Annotated in this window: 17 protein-coding genes; all 17 read left to right on the top strand. The window is 56.3% G+C overall.

Annotated elements, in window-relative coordinates; translation table 11 throughout:
* Window positions 1-153 precede the first annotated feature (153 nt).
* Complete coding sequence (gene rplK, locus EDC38_RS16225; protein ID WP_123639570.1) at window positions 154-585, top strand: 50S ribosomal protein L11; 432 nt, start codon at window positions 154-156, stop codon at window positions 583-585.
* Window position 586: 1 nt separating this feature from the next.
* Window positions 587-1,282, top strand: a complete 696-nt coding sequence (rplA, locus tag EDC38_RS16220) for a 50S ribosomal protein L1 (RefSeq protein ID WP_123639569.1) — start codon at window positions 587-589, stop codon at window positions 1,280-1,282.
* 264 nt (window positions 1,283-1,546) lie between these two features.
* Window positions 1,547-2,041: a 50S ribosomal protein L10 gene (gene rplJ / locus EDC38_RS16215; protein WP_024462572.1), complete on the top strand. Its 495-nt coding sequence runs from the start codon at window positions 1,547-1,549 to the stop codon at window positions 2,039-2,041.
* Between the two features lie 60 nt (window positions 2,042-2,101).
* The gene (rplL, locus tag EDC38_RS16210) at window positions 2,102-2,473 is read left to right on the top strand and encodes a 50S ribosomal protein L7/L12 (RefSeq protein WP_123639568.1); all 372 of its coding nucleotides are present in this window, start codon (window positions 2,102-2,104) and stop codon (window positions 2,471-2,473) included.
* A gap of 242 nt (window positions 2,474-2,715) precedes the next feature.
* Entirely contained in the window at window positions 2,716-6,801 is a 4,086-nt protein-coding gene (rpoB, locus tag EDC38_RS16205; protein WP_123639567.1) for a DNA-directed RNA polymerase subunit beta, read from the top strand.
* A 97-nt stretch (window positions 6,802-6,898) separates the two neighbouring features.
* Window positions 6,899-11,122 carry a DNA-directed RNA polymerase subunit beta' gene (rpoC, locus tag EDC38_RS16200; RefSeq protein WP_123639566.1) on the top strand — a complete coding sequence of 1,408 codons (4,224 nt, stop codon included), beginning with the start codon at window positions 6,899-6,901 and terminating at the stop codon, window positions 11,120-11,122.
* Window positions 11,123-11,310: 188 nt separating this feature from the next.
* On the top strand, window positions 11,311-11,682 hold the full coding sequence (rpsL, locus tag EDC38_RS16195) for a 30S ribosomal protein S12 (protein ID WP_024462568.1): 372 nt from the start codon (window positions 11,311-11,313) through the stop codon (window positions 11,680-11,682).
* A gap of 147 nt (window positions 11,683-11,829) precedes the next feature.
* On the top strand, window positions 11,830-12,300 hold the full coding sequence (rpsG, locus tag EDC38_RS16190; protein ID WP_024462567.1) for a 30S ribosomal protein S7: 471 nt from the start codon (window positions 11,830-11,832) through the stop codon (window positions 12,298-12,300).
* A gap of 97 nt (window positions 12,301-12,397) precedes the next feature.
* A complete protein-coding gene (gene fusA / locus EDC38_RS16185; protein WP_123639565.1) occupies window positions 12,398-14,518 on the top strand; it encodes an elongation factor G in 2,121 nt (706 codons plus the stop codon).
* Between the two features lie 35 nt (window positions 14,519-14,553).
* On the top strand, window positions 14,554-15,780 hold the full coding sequence (tuf, locus tag EDC38_RS16180) for an elongation factor Tu (RefSeq protein WP_123639564.1): 1,227 nt from the start codon (window positions 14,554-14,556) through the stop codon (window positions 15,778-15,780).
* A 269-nt stretch (window positions 15,781-16,049) separates the two neighbouring features.
* The gene (rpsJ, locus tag EDC38_RS16175; protein ID WP_024462473.1) at window positions 16,050-16,361 is read left to right on the top strand and encodes a 30S ribosomal protein S10; all 312 of its coding nucleotides are present in this window, start codon (window positions 16,050-16,052) and stop codon (window positions 16,359-16,361) included.
* A gap of 101 nt (window positions 16,362-16,462) precedes the next feature.
* Window positions 16,463-17,107, top strand: coding sequence for a 50S ribosomal protein L3 (gene rplC, locus EDC38_RS16170; RefSeq protein WP_123639563.1), 645 nt, complete (start codon window positions 16,463-16,465; stop codon window positions 17,105-17,107).
* 20 nt (window positions 17,108-17,127) lie between these two features.
* Window positions 17,128-17,742: a 50S ribosomal protein L4 gene (gene rplD, locus EDC38_RS16165; RefSeq protein WP_123639562.1), complete on the top strand. Its 615-nt coding sequence runs from the start codon at window positions 17,128-17,130 to the stop codon at window positions 17,740-17,742.
* Window positions 17,739-18,035, top strand: a complete 297-nt coding sequence (gene rplW / locus EDC38_RS16160) for a 50S ribosomal protein L23 (RefSeq protein ID WP_123639561.1) — start codon at window positions 17,739-17,741, stop codon at window positions 18,033-18,035. Before rplD ends, rplW begins: the two co-directional genes overlap by 4 nt.
* 13 nt (window positions 18,036-18,048) lie before the next feature.
* Complete coding sequence (gene rplB, locus EDC38_RS16155; protein ID WP_123639560.1) at window positions 18,049-18,876, top strand: 50S ribosomal protein L2; 828 nt, start codon at window positions 18,049-18,051, stop codon at window positions 18,874-18,876.
* A gap of 33 nt (window positions 18,877-18,909) precedes the next feature.
* Window positions 18,910-19,188: a 30S ribosomal protein S19 gene (gene rpsS, locus EDC38_RS16150; RefSeq protein WP_024462478.1), complete on the top strand. Its 279-nt coding sequence runs from the start codon at window positions 18,910-18,912 to the stop codon at window positions 19,186-19,188.
* 28 nt (window positions 19,189-19,216) lie between these two features.
* Window positions 19,217-19,549: a 50S ribosomal protein L22 gene (gene rplV, locus EDC38_RS16145; RefSeq protein WP_123639559.1), complete on the top strand. Its 333-nt coding sequence runs from the start codon at window positions 19,217-19,219 to the stop codon at window positions 19,547-19,549.
* Window positions 19,550-19,553 lie beyond the last annotated feature (4 nt).

Raw genomic sequence — 19,553 nt, 5'->3', positions numbered from 1 at the left:
GAAGGCCCGTATTTTTTTACCTTTCTTCGCTCAAGAGTGAAGGGAGGTTTTCGTGTCTCCGGATAAAAAATTATCCGGAGAGGGGAGCCGAAGACGGAATACCCTGCCAAGGCATTCTCGAGGCGCTAACACCCAAATTGGGGAGTAAATACTATGGCTAAGAAAGTAACGGCCTATATCAAGCTGCAGGTTGCAGCGGGTAAGGCAAATCCGAGTCCGCCGGTTGGTCCAGCATTGGGTCAGCACGGTGTCAACATCATGGAGTTCTGTAAGGCGTTTAACGCTCAGACCCAGGGCGTCGAACCGGGCGCTCCGGTCCCGGTTGTGATCAGCGTTTACAGCGACCGCAGCTTCACCTTCACCATGAAGACTCCGCCGGCGTCATTCCTGCTGAAGAAGGCGGCAGGTATCAAATCCGGCAGCGGCAAGCCCAATACCGATAAAGTCGGTAAGGTCACTCGTGCGCAGCTGGAAGAGATCGCGACCACCAAGCAGCCGGATTTGACCGCTGCCGATATGGACGCCGCCGTGCGTACGATCGCGGGCTCTGCCCGTGCCATGGGTCTTGAAGTGGAGGGCGTGTAACATGGCTAAATTGAGTAAGCGTCAGCGCGCCATCAACGAGAAAGTGGACGCTAGCAAGCAGTACGGCATTGAAGAAGCTGTTGCGCTGTTGAAAGAGCTGTCCAGTGTGAAATTCCCGGAAACCTTTGACGTTTCCATCAATCTGGGTGTTGATCCGCGTAAATCCGACCAGGTCGTTCGCGGTGCCACCACTCTGCCCCACGGCACCGGCAAAGACGTACGCGTCGCCGTGTTCGCCCAGGGTGCCAACGCCGAAGCGGCTACCGCTGCCGGTGCTGACATCGTGGGTATGGAAGATCTGGCAGAGCAGGTCAAAGCTGGTCAGATGGATTTCGACGTGGTCGTTGCCAGCCCCGACGCCATGCGCGTAGTGGGTCAGCTGGGTCAGATCCTTGGCCCCCGTGGCCTGATGCCGAACCCGAAAACCGGTACGGTAACCCCGGACGTGGCGACTGCGGTCAAGAATGCCAAGGCCGGTCAGGTTCGCTACCGCGCTGAGAAGGGCGGTATCGTTCACGGCGGCATCGGCAAGATTTCTTTCGACGCTCAGGCCGTGAAAGAAAACCTGGAAGCCCTGGTAAATGACCTGAAGAAATCCAAGCCCTCTACCGCCAAAGGTGTGTACCTCAAGAAGATTGCCTTGAGCACCACCATGGGTCCGGGCCTGGTTATTGATCAATCCTCTCTGGCGATCTAAAGCGCCCTTGAGGTCAACGAGCTTTGGGGTCTGCGCCTCGGCGCAGGCTGTCAAAGACCGTAGGTGAGCCGCCTGTTTTTAAGTCGGTTCTTAATAATAGAGACTGTAGCAATACAGCTCGCAGCCTACGCAGACGGTGGGACCCGCTCCGGCTTGCCGGAGGACAGAATATCACCGAGTTAGGGTGTCAGGCTTTATCGGTCTGATACTGGATGTTAACGACAGAAGGCCTCGGCCCGCTCTGTCAAACCCAGGAGAAATCCCGTGGCATTAGGACTTGAAGGCAAAAAAGCGATTGTCGCAGAAGTCCAGGAAGCTGCGAAGAGCGCTCTGTCAGCGGTAGTTGCGGATTCCCGCGGCGTTACCGTAAGCGACATGACTGCTCTGCGCAAAGAGGCCCGCGAGAACGGCGTTTGGATCAAAGTCGTTCGCAATACGTTGGCCCGTCGCGCGCTCGCCGGTAGTGACTACGAATGTCTCACAGAGAGCTTCGTTGGTCCTACCCTGATCGCTTTCTCTAACGAACACCCCGGTGCGGGCGCCCGCATCCTCAAGGAGTTCGCCAAGAGTAACGATCAGCTGCAGATCAAGCTGGCCGCCTTTGAAGGCGAGCAAGTGGACTTCTCTATGTTGGCTACTCTGCCGACTTACGAAGAAGCCCTGGCGAAACTGCTGAGCGTGATGAAAGAAGCTTCTGCTGGCAAACTGGTCCGCACTATTGCGGCCGTTCGCGACGCGAAAGAACAGGAAGCGGCCTGAGATACTCGGCGCTTCAACTGAACCCACGAGCACCTTGCTCAATTTTGTAGGAATAGCATCATGGCTGTAACTAAAGAAGATATTATCGAAGCGATTGCGGAAATGTCCGTACGAGACGTAGTCGAGCTGGTTGAGGCAATGGAAGAGAAGTTCGGCGTTAGCGCTGCTGCTGCCGTTGTTGCTGGCCCGTCTGGCGACGCTGGCGGTGCCGCTGAAGAGCAGACCGAATTCGACGTCGTTCTGACCGGCATTGGCGAGAAGAAAGTTAACGTCATTAAAGCGGTTCGTGAAATCACCGGTCTGGGCCTGAAAGAAGCCAAAGACATGGTTGAGAACGCACCGAAGGCGGTTAAAGAAGGCGCTTCCAAGGAAGAGGCCGAAGAAGCCAAGAAGAAGCTGGAAGACGCCGGCGCTTCTGCCGAACTCAAGTAATTGGGTTCGTGCTTCGTCTGTCCAAACGCGTTTTTGGACCGAGGCTGGTGGGCTTTTGCCCGCCAGCCTTTTTCCGTTTCCGGTCGTCGGTAACGGCCGAAGTAGTGACCAGGCACTGATTTAGCGCCTCGTCATGGTTAGCCTACCACGGTTTTTGCCGGGTAGTGCAGGGTAGAGCAACGATGCCTGAGGAGATTTTCTCCCGGTGTCAGCCCGATCCGTGAACAAGCTGGGGATTACAGATGGCTTACTCATACACTGAGAAAAAACGTATCCGTAAGGACTTCGGCAAATTGCCGCATGTTATGGATGTTCCTTACCTTTTGGCAATTCAGCTGGATTCGTACAGACGATTTGCCCAGGCAGATGTCCCCCCCGAAGAGCGGGCCGATATGGGTCTGCATGCTGCATTTCGCTCGGTTTTCCCCATTGTCAGCTATTCCGGCAACGCGGCGCTTGAGTATGTGAGCTATAGCCTCGGCAAGGCGGCGTTTGACGTTAATGAATGTATTCTGCGCGGGGTGACCTACGCCGTGCCGCTGCGCGTGAAAGTGCGGCTGATGATCTATGATCGCGATTCGTCCAACAAAGCGATCAAGGATATTAAAGAACAAGAAGTCTACATGGGCGAGATTCCCGTGATGACTGAAAACGGTACCTTTGTCATCAATGGTACTGAGCGCGTGATCGTATCCCAGCTGCACCGTTCGCCCGGTGTCTTCTTCGATCACGACAAGGGCAAGACCCACTCCTCCGGTAAGCTGCTGTATTCCGCTCGCGTAATCCCCTACCGTGGCTCCTGGTTGGATTTCGAGTTTGATCCCAAAGACCTGGTTTATGTGCGTATTGACCGCCGTCGTAAGCTGCCGGCCACCATTCTGCTGCGCGCACTGGGCTTCAGCTCCCAGGAAATGCTGGACATGTTTTACGACACCAGTACCTTCCAGGTGGGTAAGGACGGTCAGTTCCTGTTCAAAGTGGTGCCGTCACGCCTGCGTGGTGACGTGGCCACTTTCGACATCAAGGACAAGAAGGGCAAGGTTCTGGTTGAGGAAGGCCGCCGGATTACCGCCCGTCACATCCGCCAGCTGGAAAAGGCCGGCGTTGATGAGATGATCGTGCCGCCCGAGTACCTGCTGGGACGCGCCCTGGCTCGGGATGTGATCGACAACGAGACCGGCGAGCTGCTGGTCGAGTGTAATACCGAGATCACTGAAGAAGTACTGGCGATTCTGGAAAAGCAGGGTGCAGAGACCATTGAAACTCTGTACACCAACGAACTGGACTGCGGTCCGTTCATCTCCGATACCCTGCGTCTTGACCCGACCCGCACTGAGCTGGAAGCGCTGGTGGAAATCTACCGGATGATGCGCCCCGGTGAGCCGCCGACCAAAGAGTCGGCCGAAGCGCTGTTCCAGAACCTGTTCTTCACCCAAGAACGCTACGACCTTTCCTACGTCGGTCGTATGAAGTTCAACCGTCGCCTGGGTCGCGAAGACGAAACCGGCGAAGGCACTCTGTCCAACGATGACATCGTGGACGTTCTGAAGACGCTGATTTCGATCCGTAACGGTCAGGGCACCGTGGACGACATCGATCATCTGGGGAACCGTCGTGTGCGGTCCGTGGGTGAGATGGCCGAAAACCAGTTCCGCGTCGGTCTGGTGCGGGTAGAGCGAGCCGTTAAGGAACGTCTGTCCATGGCCGAGAGCGAAGGCCTGATGCCTCAGGACCTGATCAACGCCAAGCCGGTGGCAGCGGCGGTGAAGGAGTTCTTCGGCTCCTCTCAGCTGTCCCAGTTTATGGACCAGAACAACCCGTTGTCGGAAGTGACTCACAAACGTCGCGTCTCGGCCTTGGGCCCCGGTGGTCTGACCCGGGAGCGCGCCGGCTTTGAGGTGCGCGACGTACACCCGACTCACTACGGCCGGGTATGCCCGATTGAGACGCCGGAAGGTCCGAACATTGGTCTGATCAACTCTCTGGCGACCTACTCGCGCACCAACAGCTACGGTTTCCTTGAGACCCCCTACCGCAAGGTGGTGGACGGCAAGGTGACCGATGACATTGAGTTCCTGTCAGCGATCAATGAGTCAGAATTTGTCATTGCCCAGGCCTCGGCCAAGCTCGACAAGAACGGCAAGCTGTGTGAGGAACTGGTTTCAGTCCGTCACCAGAACGAATTCAACCTGAAGAGCCCGGAAGAAGTCCAGTTGATGGACGTGTCTCCGCGTCAGGTGGTATCCGTGGCCGCCGCGCTGATTCCGTTCCTGGAGCACGATGACGCCAACCGCGCCCTGATGGGTTCGAACATGCAGCGTCAGGCGGTGCCGACACTACGCGCCGAAAAGCCGCTGGTGGGTACCGGTATGGAGCGCAACGTTGCTTCCGACTCCGGTGTCTGTGTGGTCGCCCGTCACGGTGGTGTGGTCGACAGTGTGGATGCGGGCAAGATCGTGATCAAGGTCAACGACAACGAGGTGGAAGAAGGCGACGCCGGTGTCGATATTTACAACCTGATCAAATACACCCGTTCCAACCAGAACACCTGCATCAATCAGCGCTCCATCGTGAACGTGGGTGATGTGGTGGCCCGTGGCGACATTCTCGCTGACGGTCCGTCGGTGGATATGGGTGAGCTGGCCCTGGGTCAGAACATGCGTATCGCCTTCATGCCCTGGAACGGCTACAACTTCGAAGACTCCATTCTGGTTTCTGAGCGTGTTGTACAGGAAGATCGCTTTACCAGTATCCACATCCAGGAGCTGACCTGTATCGCCCGGGATACCAAGCTGGGTAGCGAGGAAATCACCTCGGATATTCCCAATGTGGGCGAGAGTGCTCTGAGCAAACTGGATGACTCCGGTATTGTTTACATCGGCGCCGAAGTGGGCGGCGGTGACATTCTGGTCGGTAAGGTAACCCCGAAAGGTGAAACCCAGCTGACACCGGAAGAAAAGCTGCTGCGTGCCATTTTTGGCGAGAAAGCGTCCGACGTCAAGGATACCTCCCTGCGTGTGCCGGCCAGTACCAAGGGTACCGTGATTGATGTTCAGGTATTCACCCGCGATGGTCTGGAAAAAGACCAGCGCAGTCTGGAAATCGAACGCGACCAGCTGGACGAAGTTCGTAAGGATCTGAACGAAGAATACCGCATCGTTGAGCGCGCCATCTTCGGTCGTCTGCGCTCCGCGCTGGTGGGACAGAAAGTGTCCTCCGGTAAAGGCGTCAAGAAGGGCGAAGTGCTGACCGACGAGAAACTGGACGAGCTCGAAAAGGACCAGTGGTTCAAGATCCGCATGGCGGAAGATGCCCTGAACGAGCAGTTGGACTCGGCCGAAGCTCAGCTGATCGAGCGTCGCAAAATCCTGGACGATCGCTTTGAAGACAAGAAGCGCAAGCTGTCTACGGGCGACGATCTGGCGCCGGGCGTACTGAAAATCGTCAAGGTGTACCTGGCGATCAAGCGCCGCATCCAGCCGGGTGACAAGATGGCCGGTCGTCACGGTAACAAAGGGGTTATCTCGGTGATCATGCCGGTTGAAGATATGCCCTACGATGACAAGGGCGAGCCGGTGGATGTGGTGCTCAACCCGCTGGGTGTACCCTCGCGTATGAACGTGGGTCAGATTCTTGAGACTCACCTGGGTATGGCGGCCAAGGGCCTCGGTGTGAAAATCAACGAGATGCTCAAGCAACAGAAAGCCGTCAAGGATATTCGCGGTTTCCTGGAAGAGATCTACAACAAAACCGGTGATTCGCTCACCAAAGAAGATCTGGCATCGTTCAGCGATGAAGAAATTCTGGAGCTGGCGCGTAACCTGACCGGCGGCGTGCCGATGGCAACACCGGTATTCGATGGTGCCCAGGAGCATGAAATCAAGGCGCTGTTGAAGTTGGCGGATTATCCGGACTCTGGGCAGTTCACCTTGTACGACGGTCGTACCGGCGACAAGTTTACCCGGCCGGTGACCGTGGGCTATATGTACATGCTCAAGCTGAACCACCTGGTGGACGACAAGATGCACGCGCGTTCTACCGGTTCTTACAGCTTGGTCACTCAGCAGCCGCTGGGTGGTAAAGCCCAGTTCGGTGGCCAGCGTTTCGGGGAAATGGAGGTCTGGGCGCTGGAAGCCTATGGCGCCGCCTACACCCTGCAGGAAATGCTGACCGTCAAGTCGGACGATGTGGCCGGTCGGACCAAGATGTACAAGAACATCGTGGATGGCGACCACCGGATGGAGCCCGGTATGCCCGAATCCTTCAACGTGTTGGTGAAAGAGATTCGCTCGCTCGGGATCAGTATGGAGCTGGAGCAAGACGACTAGCCCGCTGGACCCACTTAAGGTGCGGGGCCGGATTTGCCGGCCTCGCTGTGCGGAACCCGCGCACTGATGCCCACTAGAGCTTACTGGAGAAAACGCCTTGAAAGACTTACTGAATTTGCTCAAGTCCCAGGGACAAGTCGAAGAATTTGACTCCATTCGGATCAGCCTGGCTTCGCCGGAAATGATTCGATCCTGGTCGTTCGGGGAAGTTAAAAAGCCCGAAACCATCAACTACCGTACCTTCAAGCCTGAGCGTGAAGGTCTGTTCTGTGCCAAGATCTTTGGCCCGGTGAAAGACTACGAGTGTCTGTGCGGCAAGTACAAGCGCATGAAGCACCGCGGCATCATCTGTGAAAAGTGTGGCGTTGAAGTCACGCTGGCCAAGGTGCGTCGCGAGCGTATGGGCCACATTGAGCTGGCGAGCCCGGTTGCTCACATCTGGTTCCTGAAGTCTCTGCCCAGCCGCATCGGCTTGCTGCTGGACATGACCCTGCGCGATATCGAGCGGGTGCTGTACTTTGAATCCTACGTGGTCACCGACCCAGGTATGACCACGCTCGAGCGTGGCCAGCTGCTCACCGATGAGCAGTACTTCGAGTCGATGGAAGAGTTTGGTGACGAGTTCGAAGCGAAGATGGGGGCGGAAGCCATCCAGATCCTGATGAAAGACATCGATCTGGAAGCGGAAGTTAATCGTCTGCGTGAGGAGATTCCGAACACCAACAGCGAAACCAAGATCAAGAAGTTCTCCAAGCGTCTGAAGCTGCTGGAAGCTTTCGTTCATTCCGGTAACAAACCGGAGTGGATGGTGATGGAAGTGCTGCCGGTATTGCCGCCGGATCTTCGTCCTCTGGTTCCGCTGGATGGCGGCCGGTTTGCCACCTCGGATCTGAACGATCTGTATCGTCGCGTGATCAATCGCAACAATCGCCTCAAGCGGCTGTTGGATCTCAACGCGCCGGACATCATCGTGCGCAACGAAAAGCGCATGCTCCAGGAATCCGTGGATGCCCTGTTGGATAACGGTCGTCGCGGCCGCGCCATCACCGGCTCCAACAAGCGCCCGCTGAAATCCCTGGCCGACATGATCAAGGGTAAGCAGGGCCGGTTCCGTCAGAACCTGCTCGGTAAGCGTGTGGACTACTCCGGTCGTTCGGTGATCGTTGTGGGCCCGACCCTGAAACTGCACCAGTGTGGTCTTCCCAAGAAGATGGCCTTGGAGCTGTTCAAGCCGTTCATCTTCAGCAAGCTGGAGCTGCGCGGCCTGGCCACGACCATCAAAGCCGCCAAGAAAATGGTAGAGCGTGAAGAGGCCGTGGTGTGGGACATTCTGGACGAAGTGATTCGCGAGCACCCGGTTCTGCTGAACCGCGCACCGACTCTGCACCGTCTGGGTATTCAGGCGTTCGAACCGGTTCTGATTGAAGGTAAGGCGATTCAGCTGCACCCGCTGGTCTGTGCGGCCTACAACGCCGACTTCGACGGTGACCAGATGGCGGTACACGTACCGTTGACTCTGGAGGCGCAGCTCGAATCCCGCGCCCTGATGATGTCCACCAACAACATCCTGTCACCGGCTTCCGGTGACCCGATCATCGTACCGTCTCAGGACGTGGTTCTGGGCCTGTACTGGATGACGCGCGAGCGCATTAACGCTCAGGGCGAAGGTATGGTGTTCTCTGATGTGGCGGAAGTGTCCCGTGCTTACTATGCCAAACAGGTGGACCTGCAGGCACGCATCAAAGTGCGGCTGAAGGAAACCCTGGTGGGTGCCGAAGGTGAGCGCGAAGAGAAAACCCACATCGTCGATACCACGGTGGGCCGTATGCTGCTGTGGGAGATTGCTCCCGAGGGCATTCCGCTCGAGCAGATCAACCGTCCGATGGTGAAAAAGGCCATCTCTGCGGTGATCAACTATTGCTACCGCGTGGTGGGCCTGAAAGCGACCGTTATCTTCGCTGACCGCCTGATGTACATGGGTTATGACTTCTCCACCAAATCCGGTGCCTCCATTGGTGTGAATGACTTCACCATTCCGGAAGAGAAGGCCGGCATCATCGGCCGTGCGGAAAAAGAAGTTAAGGAGATTGAAACCCAGTTTGCCTCCGGTCTGGTGACTGCGGGCGAGAAATACAACAAAGTCATCGATATCTGGTCCCGGGCGAACGACCTGGTAGCCAAGTCGATGATGGAAGGTATCAGTAAAGAGTTTGTGACCAATAAAGAAGGCGAGGAAGAGGAACAGGATTCTTTCAACTCGGTCTTTATGTACGCTGACTCGGGCGCTCGTGGTTCCCCGGCGCAGATTCGTCAGTTGGCCGGTATGCGTGGCCTGATGGCCCGTCCAGACGGCTCCATTATTGAGACGCCGATTGTCGCCAACTTCCGTGAAGGTCTGAACGTACTGCAGTACTTCATCTCCACTCACGGTGCTCGTAAAGGTCTGGCGGATACGGCTCTGAAAACCGCCAACTCCGGTTACCTGACCCGCCGTCTGGTGGATGTGTCCCAGGATCTGGTGGTCACCTCCGTGGACTGTGGCACCGATGAAGGTCTGAAGATGTCGCCGGTGATTGAAGGCGGTGACGTCATCGAGTCACTCGGCGACCGTATCCTGGGTCGTATTGTGGCTCGCGACGTGATTCGTCCCGAAAGCGACGAAATCCTGGTGCCTGCGGGTACCATGATTGACGAGGCCTGGGTTGAGCGCGTCGAAGCCATGGGTATCGACGAAGTGATTGTCCGCTCTCCGGTGACCTGTGCCTCGCGCAACGGCGTCTGCTCCATGTGCTACGGCCGTGACCTTGCCCGCGGGCATCGTGTCAACCAGGGTGAAGCGGTGGGGGTTATCGCCGCCCAGTCCATTGGTGAGCCGGGTACCCAGCTGACCATGCGGACCTTCCACATCGGTGGCGCGGCCTCCCGGGCTTCCGCCGCCGACAATGTGCAGGTGAAGCAGGAAGGTAAGGTTCGTCTGATCAACGTCAAGGTCGTGACCAACAAAGATGGTCACCTGGTGGCGGTCTCCCGTTCCGGTGAGCTGGCTGTGGCCGATGCTGCCGGCAGTGAGCGTGAGCGTTACAAGATTCCTTACGGCGCCCTGATTACCGTCAAGGATGGAGACCAGGTTGACGGTGGACAGATCATCGCCAAGTGGGATCCGCACACTCACCCGATCGTGAGCGAAGTGGCCGGTAAGGTGCGCTTCTCCGGAATGGAGGATGGTCTGTCGGTTCGTCGTCAGACCGATGAGCTGACCGGCTTGAGTTCCATTGAGGTTCTGGATCCAGCGGAGCGTCCATCGGCCGGTAAAGATCTGCGCCCGGCAGTGACTTTGGTGGATGAGGCGGGGAATGAGCTTATTCAAGCCAACTCCAATGCGCCAGCCCACTACCTGTTACCGGCCAAGTCGATCCTGAGTATTGCGGATAACGATGACATCCAGGTGGGTGACGTTATTGCCCGTATCCCGCAGGAAGGCTCCAAGACCCGGGATATTACCGGTGGTCTGCCGCGCGTGGCTGACCTGTTCGAAGCGCGTAAGCCGAAAGAGCCGTCCATTCTGGCGGAAATCTCCGGTACCGTCAGCTTCGGCAAGGAAACCAAAGGTAAGCGTCGTCTGGTGATTACCCCGACGGACGGCCAGCCGTTGCCGGATGGTTCCACGCATTACGAGGTGCTGATTCCGAAGCATCGCCAGTTGAACGTGTTTGAAGGTGAGAAAGTCGAGAAAGGCGAAATGATCTCGGACGGCCCGAGCAATCCGCACGATATTCTGCGGCTGCAGGGTATTGAGGCTCTGGCTCACTACATCACCAACGAAATTCAGGATGTTTACCGTCTGCAGGGCGTGAAAATCAACGACAAGCACGTTGAGACCATCGTTCGTCAGATGCTGCGCAAGGTTGAGATCACCGAAATGGGCGATTCCAGCTTTGTGAAGGGTGAGCAGGTTGAATTGAGCGCCGTTCTGGAAGAAAACGAGCGTCTGCGTGCAGAGGATCGTCAGCCGGCCCAGTTTGAGCGTCTGTTGTTGGGTATTACCAAGGCGTCTCTGGCGACCGAGTCGTTCATCTCGGCGGCATCGTTCCAGGAGACCACGCGGGTGCTTACCGAAGCGGCTGTCACTGGCAAGAAAGACGTGCTGGCAGGTCTGAAAGAGAACGTGGTCGTGGGTCGTCTGATCCCGGCCGGTACCGGTCTGGCCTACCATGCCGAGCGTAAGCGCCGTCGCGACACAGCTCTCAATGCCCCGGATTCGGGCGTGAGTGCTGAGGATGTCGAAGCGGCGCTGACTGAGGCATTGAAGTCCAGCAGCTAACAGAAAGTGGTGGCGGGTCGGCTTTCGCCGGGCCCGCCAGGCGGTGAGGGACACTTTGGCTTGACGCTGGAGGTTGACCTCATTACAATGCGCCACCCACTTTTTCCAAAGTGGGGAGCGGACTTGACCGCTCTCTTTAATCAAGCCTTCCAGGGGAAGGCGTTTTTATACTTGTGGAGTTTATTTTCATGGCAACGATCAACCAGTTGGTTCGTAAGCCGAGAAAACGCAGGGTTCAAAAGAGCGACGTTCCCGCTCTGCAAGCCAACCCTCAGAAGCGCGGCGTTTGCACCCGCGTTTACACCACCACGCCGAAGAAGCCTAACTCGGCCTTGCGTAAGGTTTGCCGTGTGCGCCTGACCAATGGTTTCGAAGTGTCTTCTTACATCGGTGGTGAAGGGCACAACTTGCAGGAGCACAGCGTTGTTCTGATCCGTGGTGGCCGAGTGAAGGACTTGCCGGGTGTGCGTTATCACACTGTGCGCGGTTCTCTGGACACCTCCGGGGTCAACAACCGTAAGCAGGGTCGTTCCAAGTACGGTACCAAGCGACCCAAGTAACCCTGAGCGGGCCATCTGGCTCCCCGGGTTGTTATGCGTTTTCGGCGGCGCCCCCATGGGCGCGAACCGAGTAAGGCTAAGCGCGGCGCTGACCTGATGGGATAGTGACCGGAGTCTTAGACAAATCCTGAAGAGAGGCTATTTAAGATGCCAAGAAGAAGAGTTGTCGCCAAGCGCGAAGTTCTGCCGGATCCTAAGTACGGCAATGTGACGCTGGCGAAATTTATGAACCACGTGATGGTCAGCGGGAAGAAGTCCGTGGCCGAGCGTATTGTGTACGGTGCTCTGGAGTCGGTTGAGTCCAAGCTGAATCGTGACCCCATCGAAGTGTTCGATGAGGCGCTGGAAAACATTGCACCGCTGGTGGAAGTTAAGTCCCGCCGCGTGGGTGGTGCCACCTATCAGGTGCCGGTTGAAGTACGCCCGAGCCGTCGTATTGCCCTGGCAATGCGTTGGTTGGTGGATTTCTCTCGCGGTCGTAGCGAGAAATCCATGCCACAGCGTCTGGCCGGTGAGTTGATCGATGCCTCCCAAGGCAAAGGTGCAGCGGTCCGTAAGCGTGAAGATGTTCACCGTATGGCCGAGGCCAACAAAGCCTTCTCACACTATCGCTTCTAAGGCCGTCGCCTGAAAAGGGCCGATAGATAGAGAGGGTGAGGGCAGCCAAGCGGCTGCCTTTTCCCGTTTTAATGAATTTGCAATTGGAGATACAGTCGTGGCACGTAAAACTCCTATCGCACGCTACCGCAACATTGGTATCGTCGCCCACGTAGACGCGGGTAAGACAACCACTACTGAACGCGTTCTGTTCTACACCGGTCTGTCTCACAAGGTGGGTGAGGTTCATGATGGTGCGGCCACCATGGACTGGATGGAGCAGGAACAAGAGCGCGGTATCACTATTACCTCTGCTGCGACGACCTGCTTTTGGCAGGGTATGAGTCAGCAGTTTGATCAGCACCGGATCAACATCATCGACACCCCCGGGCACGTCGACTTCACCATTGAAGTAGAGCGTTCCCTGCGGGTTCTGGATGGTGCGGTTGTGGTGCTGTGTGGCTCCTCCGGTGTTCAGCCGCAGACCGAGACTGTATGGCGTCAGGCCAACAAGTACGAAGTGCCTCGCATGGTATTCGTTAACAAAATGGACCGTACTGGCGCCAACTTCACTCGCGTAATTGACCAGCTCAAGACCCGTCTTGGTGCCAATGCCGTGCCGCTGCAGATGACCATCGGCACCGAAGAAGAGTTTAAGGGTGTTGTTGACCTGATCGAGATGAAGGCCATTCTGTGGAATGAAGCCGATCTGGGCATGAGCTTCGACTACGCCGAAATTCCGGACGACCTGAAAGAAACGTGCGAAGAAATGCGCGAGTTCATGATGGAGGCGGCCGCCGAAGCCAATGAAGAGTTGATGGAGAAGTACCTGGAAGAAGGTTCTTTGACCAACGAAGAAATCAAGGCGGGCATCCGCGCTCGTACCCTGGCCAATGAAATTGTCCCGGTTCTGGGCGGTTCAGCCTTCAAAAACAAGGGTGTTCAGGCGGTGCTTGACGCCGTGATTGAATACCTGCCGGCTCCGAACCAAGTTCGTGCCATCGAAGGTGTTCTGGATGACGGTAAAGATACCGTTGAGAGCCGCGAAGCCGACGATGATGCGCCGTTTGCCGCTCTGGCGTTCAAGATTGCTACCGACCCCTTCGTGGGCACGCTGACGTTCTTCCGGGTTTACTCCGGTAAGTTGAACTCCGGTGATTCGGTGTTCAATCCGGTGAAAAGCAAGAAAGAGCGTGTCGGCCGTATGGTGCAGATGCACTCCAACAACCGCGAAGAGATCAAGGAAGTGCTGTCCGGTGATATCGCCGCAGCCGTCGGTCTCAAGGACGTAACTACCGGTGACACCCTGTGCGATCCGAACCATGTGATTACCCTGGAACGTATGGAATTCCCGGATCCGGTAATTCACGTTGCGGTTGAGCCGAAAACCAAGGCCGACCAAGAGAAGATGGGTGTGGCTCTGGGCAAACTGGCTCAGGAAGACCCTTCCTTCAGCGTAAGAACAGACGAAGAGAGTGGGCAGACCATCATCGGTGGTATGGGTGAGCTTCACCTGGACATCATCGTTGACCGTATGCGTCGCGAGTTCAAGGTTGAGGCGAACATCGGTAAGCCGCAGGTGGCCTATCGTGAGGCGATCCGCAATAAGTGCGAAATTGAAGGCAAGTTTGTTCGTCAGTCCGGTGGTCGCGGTCAGTACGGTCACGTCTGGATCCGGTTCGAGCCAGGCCAGGACGAGGACGCCGAAGGTCTGGAATTTGTCAACGAAATCGTGGGTGGTGCCGTTCCGAAGGAATACATCCCGGCGGTACAGAAAGGTATTTCTGAGCAGATGCAGAACGGTGTTCTGGCCGGCTATCCGCTGCTGGGCCTGAAGGCCACTCTGTACGATGGTTCGTTCCACGATGTTGACTCCAACGAGATGGCCTTTAAAATTGCCGCCTCGATGGCCACCAAGAAGTTGGCGCAGCAGGGCGGTGCGGTACTGCTTGAGCCAGTCATGAAGGTGGAAGTTGTGACGCCTGAGGAGAACATGGGTGACGTGGTGGGTGACCTCAACCGTCGTCGCGGCATGATTCAGGGCATGGAAGAAGGTGTTTCCGGCAAGATTGTTAACGCTGAGGTACCTCTTGCGGAGATGTTTGGTTATGCGACGGATCTGCGCTCGGCCACTCAGGGTCGCGCAACCTACGCGATGGAGTTCAAAGGCTATGCGGAGGCTCCGCGTAACGTAGCCGATGAAGTGATTGCCAAGAGCAAAGTGGCTAAAGACGATTAATTTCTGATTTGCAGACATTCTAGAGGAAGAAGACAGTGGCAAAAGAAAAGTTTGAACGCAGTAAGCCCCACGTCAATGTGGGCACCATCGGTCACGTTGACCACGGTAAAACCACGCTGACCGCGGCTCTGACCCGCGTGTGCTACGAAGTCTGGGGCAGCGGTTCTGCCATGGCCTTTGACGGCATCGACAATGCGCCGGAGGAGCGTGAGCGTGGTATCACCATTGCGACCTCTCACGTAGAGTACGATTCACCGACCCGTCACTACGCGCACGTAGACTGCCCGGGCCACGCCGACTATGTGAAGAACATGATCACCGGTGCGGCTCAGATGGACGGTGCGATCCTGGTGTGTGGTGCCACTGACGGCCCGATGCCCCAGACTCGCGAGCACATCCTGCTGTCTCGTCAGGTAGGTGTACCCTTTATCGTGGTATTCCTGAACAAGGCGGACCTGCTGGCTGAAGATTGCGGCGGCGTAGGTACTGAGGAATACAATGAAATGCTGGAACTGGTCGAGATGGAGCTGCGTGAGCTGCTGTCCGACTATGATTTCCCGGGTGACGACACGCCGATCATCGCCGGTTCCGCCCTGATGGCTCTGAACGGTGAAGACGAGCACGAGCTGGGCACTACCGCCGTCAAGAAGCTGGTGGAGACTCTGGATGAGTACATTCCGGAGCCCGAGCGTGCCATCGATCAGCCGTTCCTGATGCCGGTAGAAGACGTTTTCTCTATCTCTGGTCGCGGTACCGTAGTAACCGGTCGTGTAGAGCGCGGCATCGTGAAGGTGGGCGAGGAACTGGAAATCGTCGGCCTGAAGGACACCACCAAGACCGTATGTACCGGTGTTGAGATGTTCCGCAAGATGCTGGACGAGGGTCGTGCCGGTGAGAACGTTGGTGTTCTGCTGCGCGGTACCAAGCGTGACGAAGTTGAGCGTGGTCAGGTACTGGCCAAGCCGGGTTCAGTGACCCCGCACGCCAAGTTCGAAGGCGAAGTGTACGTGCTGTCCAAAGACGAAGGCGGCCGTCACACTCCGTTCTTCAAGGGCTATCGTCCGCAGTTCTACTTCCGTACCACTGACGTGACTGGCGCTTGTGAGCTGCCGGAAGGCGTTGAGATGGTTATGCCGGGCGACAACGTGAAGATGAGCGTGACTCTGATTCACCCGGTAGCGATGGAAGAAGGTCTGCGCTTTGCGGTTCGTGAAGGCGGCCGTACTGTAGGCGCTGGCGTGGTCGCTAAGATCATCGAGTAAGCGATACAGGCTCTGAAAAAGGCCCCTGCGGGGGCCTTTTTTTGTCTCCGGAGCGATTTTAGACGTTCTGTCGGAGAGATAAGTCTTTGATTTTAAAAAATAATGGTGCGTTTTCCGGAATTCCGGGAATATCATGGGATATCCCTTGACAGGGGGCTGCCCCGCCATTAGAATTGCGCCTCCATTTTGCAGGGTATCAACGAGCTCAGCTCGGACGCCATCGCCAATTTGGATAGTTCTTTAAAGTTTATTACTGGAGTTTGGTTCACATGCAGAATCAACGCATTCGGATTCGCCTGAAGGCCTTTGATCATAAGCTCATCGATGCCTCTACCCAGGAAATTGTTGAGACAGCAAAGCGCACAGGCGCACAAGTCCGTGGCCCGATTCCGCTGCCGACTCGCAAAGAGCGCTTCACTGTATTGATCTCCCCGCACGTCAACAAGGACGCGCGTGATCAGTACGAGATTCGTACACACAAGCGTTTGCTGGACATTGTTGAGCCCACTGAAAAAACCGTTGATGCCCTGATGAAGCTGGATTTGGCTGCAGGTGTAGAGGTTCAGATCAGTCTTAACTAATACAAAGTAAATGTTAATCCCGGTTTCGGCCGGGTTTGTGTAACGCTCTGAAATGGGCGGCCATAGCGGGTAAAAGCCCCGTACACTGAGAGGTTAGCAACATGACGATTGGTATTGTCGGCCGCAAGAGCGGCATGACTCGCATATTTACCGATGATGGTGTTTCCATTCCTGTTTCCGTGATTGAGGTTGCTCCCAATCGCGTCACCCAGGTGAAGAATGTAGAAACCGACGGATACTCTGCAGTGCAGGTTACCGTAGGGTCTCGTCGCGCCTCACGTGTTACCAAGCCCGCAGCGGGCCACTATGCCAAGGCGAATGCCGAAGCTGGACGTGGTTTGTGGGAATTGCGTAACGATACTCAAGAATCCTTCGAAGTTGGTGCAGAGATTACGGTTGACGCCTTTGAGGCTGGCCAGAAGATCGATGTCACCGGTTCTTCCAAAGGTAAGGGCTTTGCCGGTACCGTCAAGCGTTGGAACTTCGCCACGCAGGACGCTACCCACGGTAACTCCCTTTCTCACCGTGCCCCCGGTTCCATCGGACAATGTCAGACTCCGGGTCGCGTCTTTAAGGGCAAGAAGATGTCAGGTCACATGGGTTCCGAGCAGGTTACTGTTCAGAATCTTGAAGTGGTCCGCGTCGACGCTGAGCGTAATCTGCTGCTGGTCAGAGGTGCCATCCCCGGAGCTCCGGGTGGTGACGTCATTGTTCGTCCCGCAGTTAAAGCGCGCAGTAACGGTTAATTGTCCGAGGGGAAACGACCATGGAATTGAATATTGTAAAGCCCGATGGTGCCAAAGATACGCTCAACGTATCTGAGGTGGCGTTTGGCAAAGAATTTAATCAAGACCTGGTGCATCAGGCGGTAGTCGCCTACCTGGCGGGCGGCCGTCAGGGCACCAAGGCTCAGAAAACTCGCTCTGAAGTGTCTGGCGGCGGTAAGAAGCCGTGGCGTCAGAAGGGCACCGGTCGCGCGCGTGCGGGTACCATCCGCAGTCCGATCTGGCGCTCTGGTGGTAAGGCATTCGCCGCCAAGCCGCGCAACTTCGAGCAGAAGCTCAATAAAAAGATGTACCGCGCTGCGTTGCGCTGCATCTTCGCTGAGCTGAATCGTCAAGAGCGTTTGGTGGTGGTTGAGGACTTCTCAGTCGACGCCCCCAAAACCAAAAGCCTGATTCAAAAGCTGGCTCAGTACGATCTGTCAGAAGCGCTGATTGTGACTGAGGACGTGGACGAGAATCTTTACCTGGCGTCGCGCAACCTGCATAAGGTTGACGTACGTGATGTGCAGGGTGTTGATCCGGTTGCCCTGATTGGCTTTGAAAAGGTTGTGGTCACCGTTCCGGCTCTGAAAAAGTTCGAGGAGATCCTGGGATGAACCAAGAACGCATCTATAAAATCTTGTTGGGTCCGGTAGTGTCCGAAAAGTCCGCGATGGCGGGCGAGAACGGCAACCAGGTAGTCTTCAAAGTGGCGACTGATGCCAGCAAGATCGAAATTAAAGCGGCCGTGCAGGCGCTGTTTGATGTCAAGGTAGAGAGTGTTCGCGTGCTGAACGTGAAGGGTAAGACCCGTCGCACTCGCTTTGGTATTGGTCGACGCAGTGACTGGAAGAAGGCCTACGTTCGTCTTGAGCAAGGTCAGGATATCGACTTTGCGGTAGCTGAGTAAGAGGATTGTTGCAATGCCTATTGTAAAACGTAAACCAACCTCGCCCGGTCGCCGCTTTGTAGTAAGTGTCGTTAATCCGGATTTGCACAAGGGTGCTCCTTACGCGCCTCTGTTGGAGAAGAAGTCCAAGAGTGGCGGCCGTAACAGTGGTGGCCGTATCACAACCCGTCACGTGGGTGGTGGTCACAAGCAGCACTACCGTGTGATCGATTTCCGTCGCAATAAAGACGGCATCCCGGCCACAGTAGAGCGCCTGGAGTATGATCCGAACCGCACCGCCTACATTGCGCTGGTTTGTTATGCCGACGGTGAGCGCCGTTACATTATTGCGCCCAAGGGCCTGAAGGCCGGTGACAAGATCGAGTCAGGCGATGCGGCGGCGATTAAAGTGGGTAATGCCCTGCCGCTGCGGAATATTCCGCTCGGCAGCACTGTTCACTGCGTCGAGCTGAAGCCCGAGAAAGGTGCCCAGGTGGCCCGTTCGGCCGGTGCTTCTTGCCAGCTGGTGTCTCGCGACGGTACTTACGCGACTTTGCGTCTGCGTAGCGGTGAAACTCGCCGTGTATTGGTTAATTGCCGGGCGACCTTGGGCGAAGTGTCCAATAGCGAGCATAGCTTGCGGTCACTCGGTAAGGCCGGCGCCAAGCGGTGGCGCGGTGTTCGTCCTACAGTGCGCGGTGTCGCCATGAACCCGGTAGATCACCCGCACGGTGGTGGTGAAGGTCGTACTTCTGGTGGCCGTCATCCGGTATCGCCTTGGGGTGTTCCGACCAAGGGTTACAAGACGCGCAAAAACAAGCGCACTACCAAGATGATTGTCCGTAGTCGCTCCAAGCGCTAACGGCAAATCAACAGCGGAAAAGAGGAAGCAACAGTGCCACGTTCACTGAAGAAAGGTCCTTTTATCGATCTTCACCTCATTAAGAAGGTCGAAACAGCGATCGAAAAGAATGATCGTCGTCCAATTAAAACCTGGTCGCGGCGCTCAATGATCATGCCAGAAATGGTTGGTCTGACGCTGGCAGTACACAATGGCCGTCAGCACGTGCCCGTCCTGGTGAATGAAGAAATGGTTGGACACAAACTTGGCGAGTTTGCGGCTACCCGCACCTATCGCGGTCATGTCGCAGACAAAAAAGCGAAAAAGCGCTAAGCGCTAATAGTGCCTACGAGGTAACACGATGGAAGTAGCAGCAAAACTCAGCGGTGCTCGTCTGTCGGCGCAAAAAGCGCGCTTGGTAGCCGATCAGATTCGCGGAAAAGGTGTTGAGGAGGCGTTGGACCTTCTGGCATTCAGCCCCAAAAAGGGCGCCGCGTTAATCAAAAAGGTGCTCGAGTCCGCAATTGCGAATGCCGAACACAACGAAGGCGCCGACGTCGATGAACTGAAAGTGTCCACGATCTTTGTGGACGAAGGTTTGAGCATGAAACGCATCAAGCCTCGCGCTAAAGGTCGTGCTGACCGCATTCTTAAGCGCACTTGTCATATCACCGTTAAAGTAGCCGACCAGTAAGAGA

It is taken from the genome of Marinimicrobium koreense, assembly GCF_003762925.1.
GTDB lineage: Bacteria > Pseudomonadota > Gammaproteobacteria > Pseudomonadales > Cellvibrionaceae > Marinimicrobium > Marinimicrobium koreense.
The sequence above is the reverse complement of the archived record's forward strand: the minus strand, read 5'-3'. Positions and strand labels throughout refer to the sequence as shown.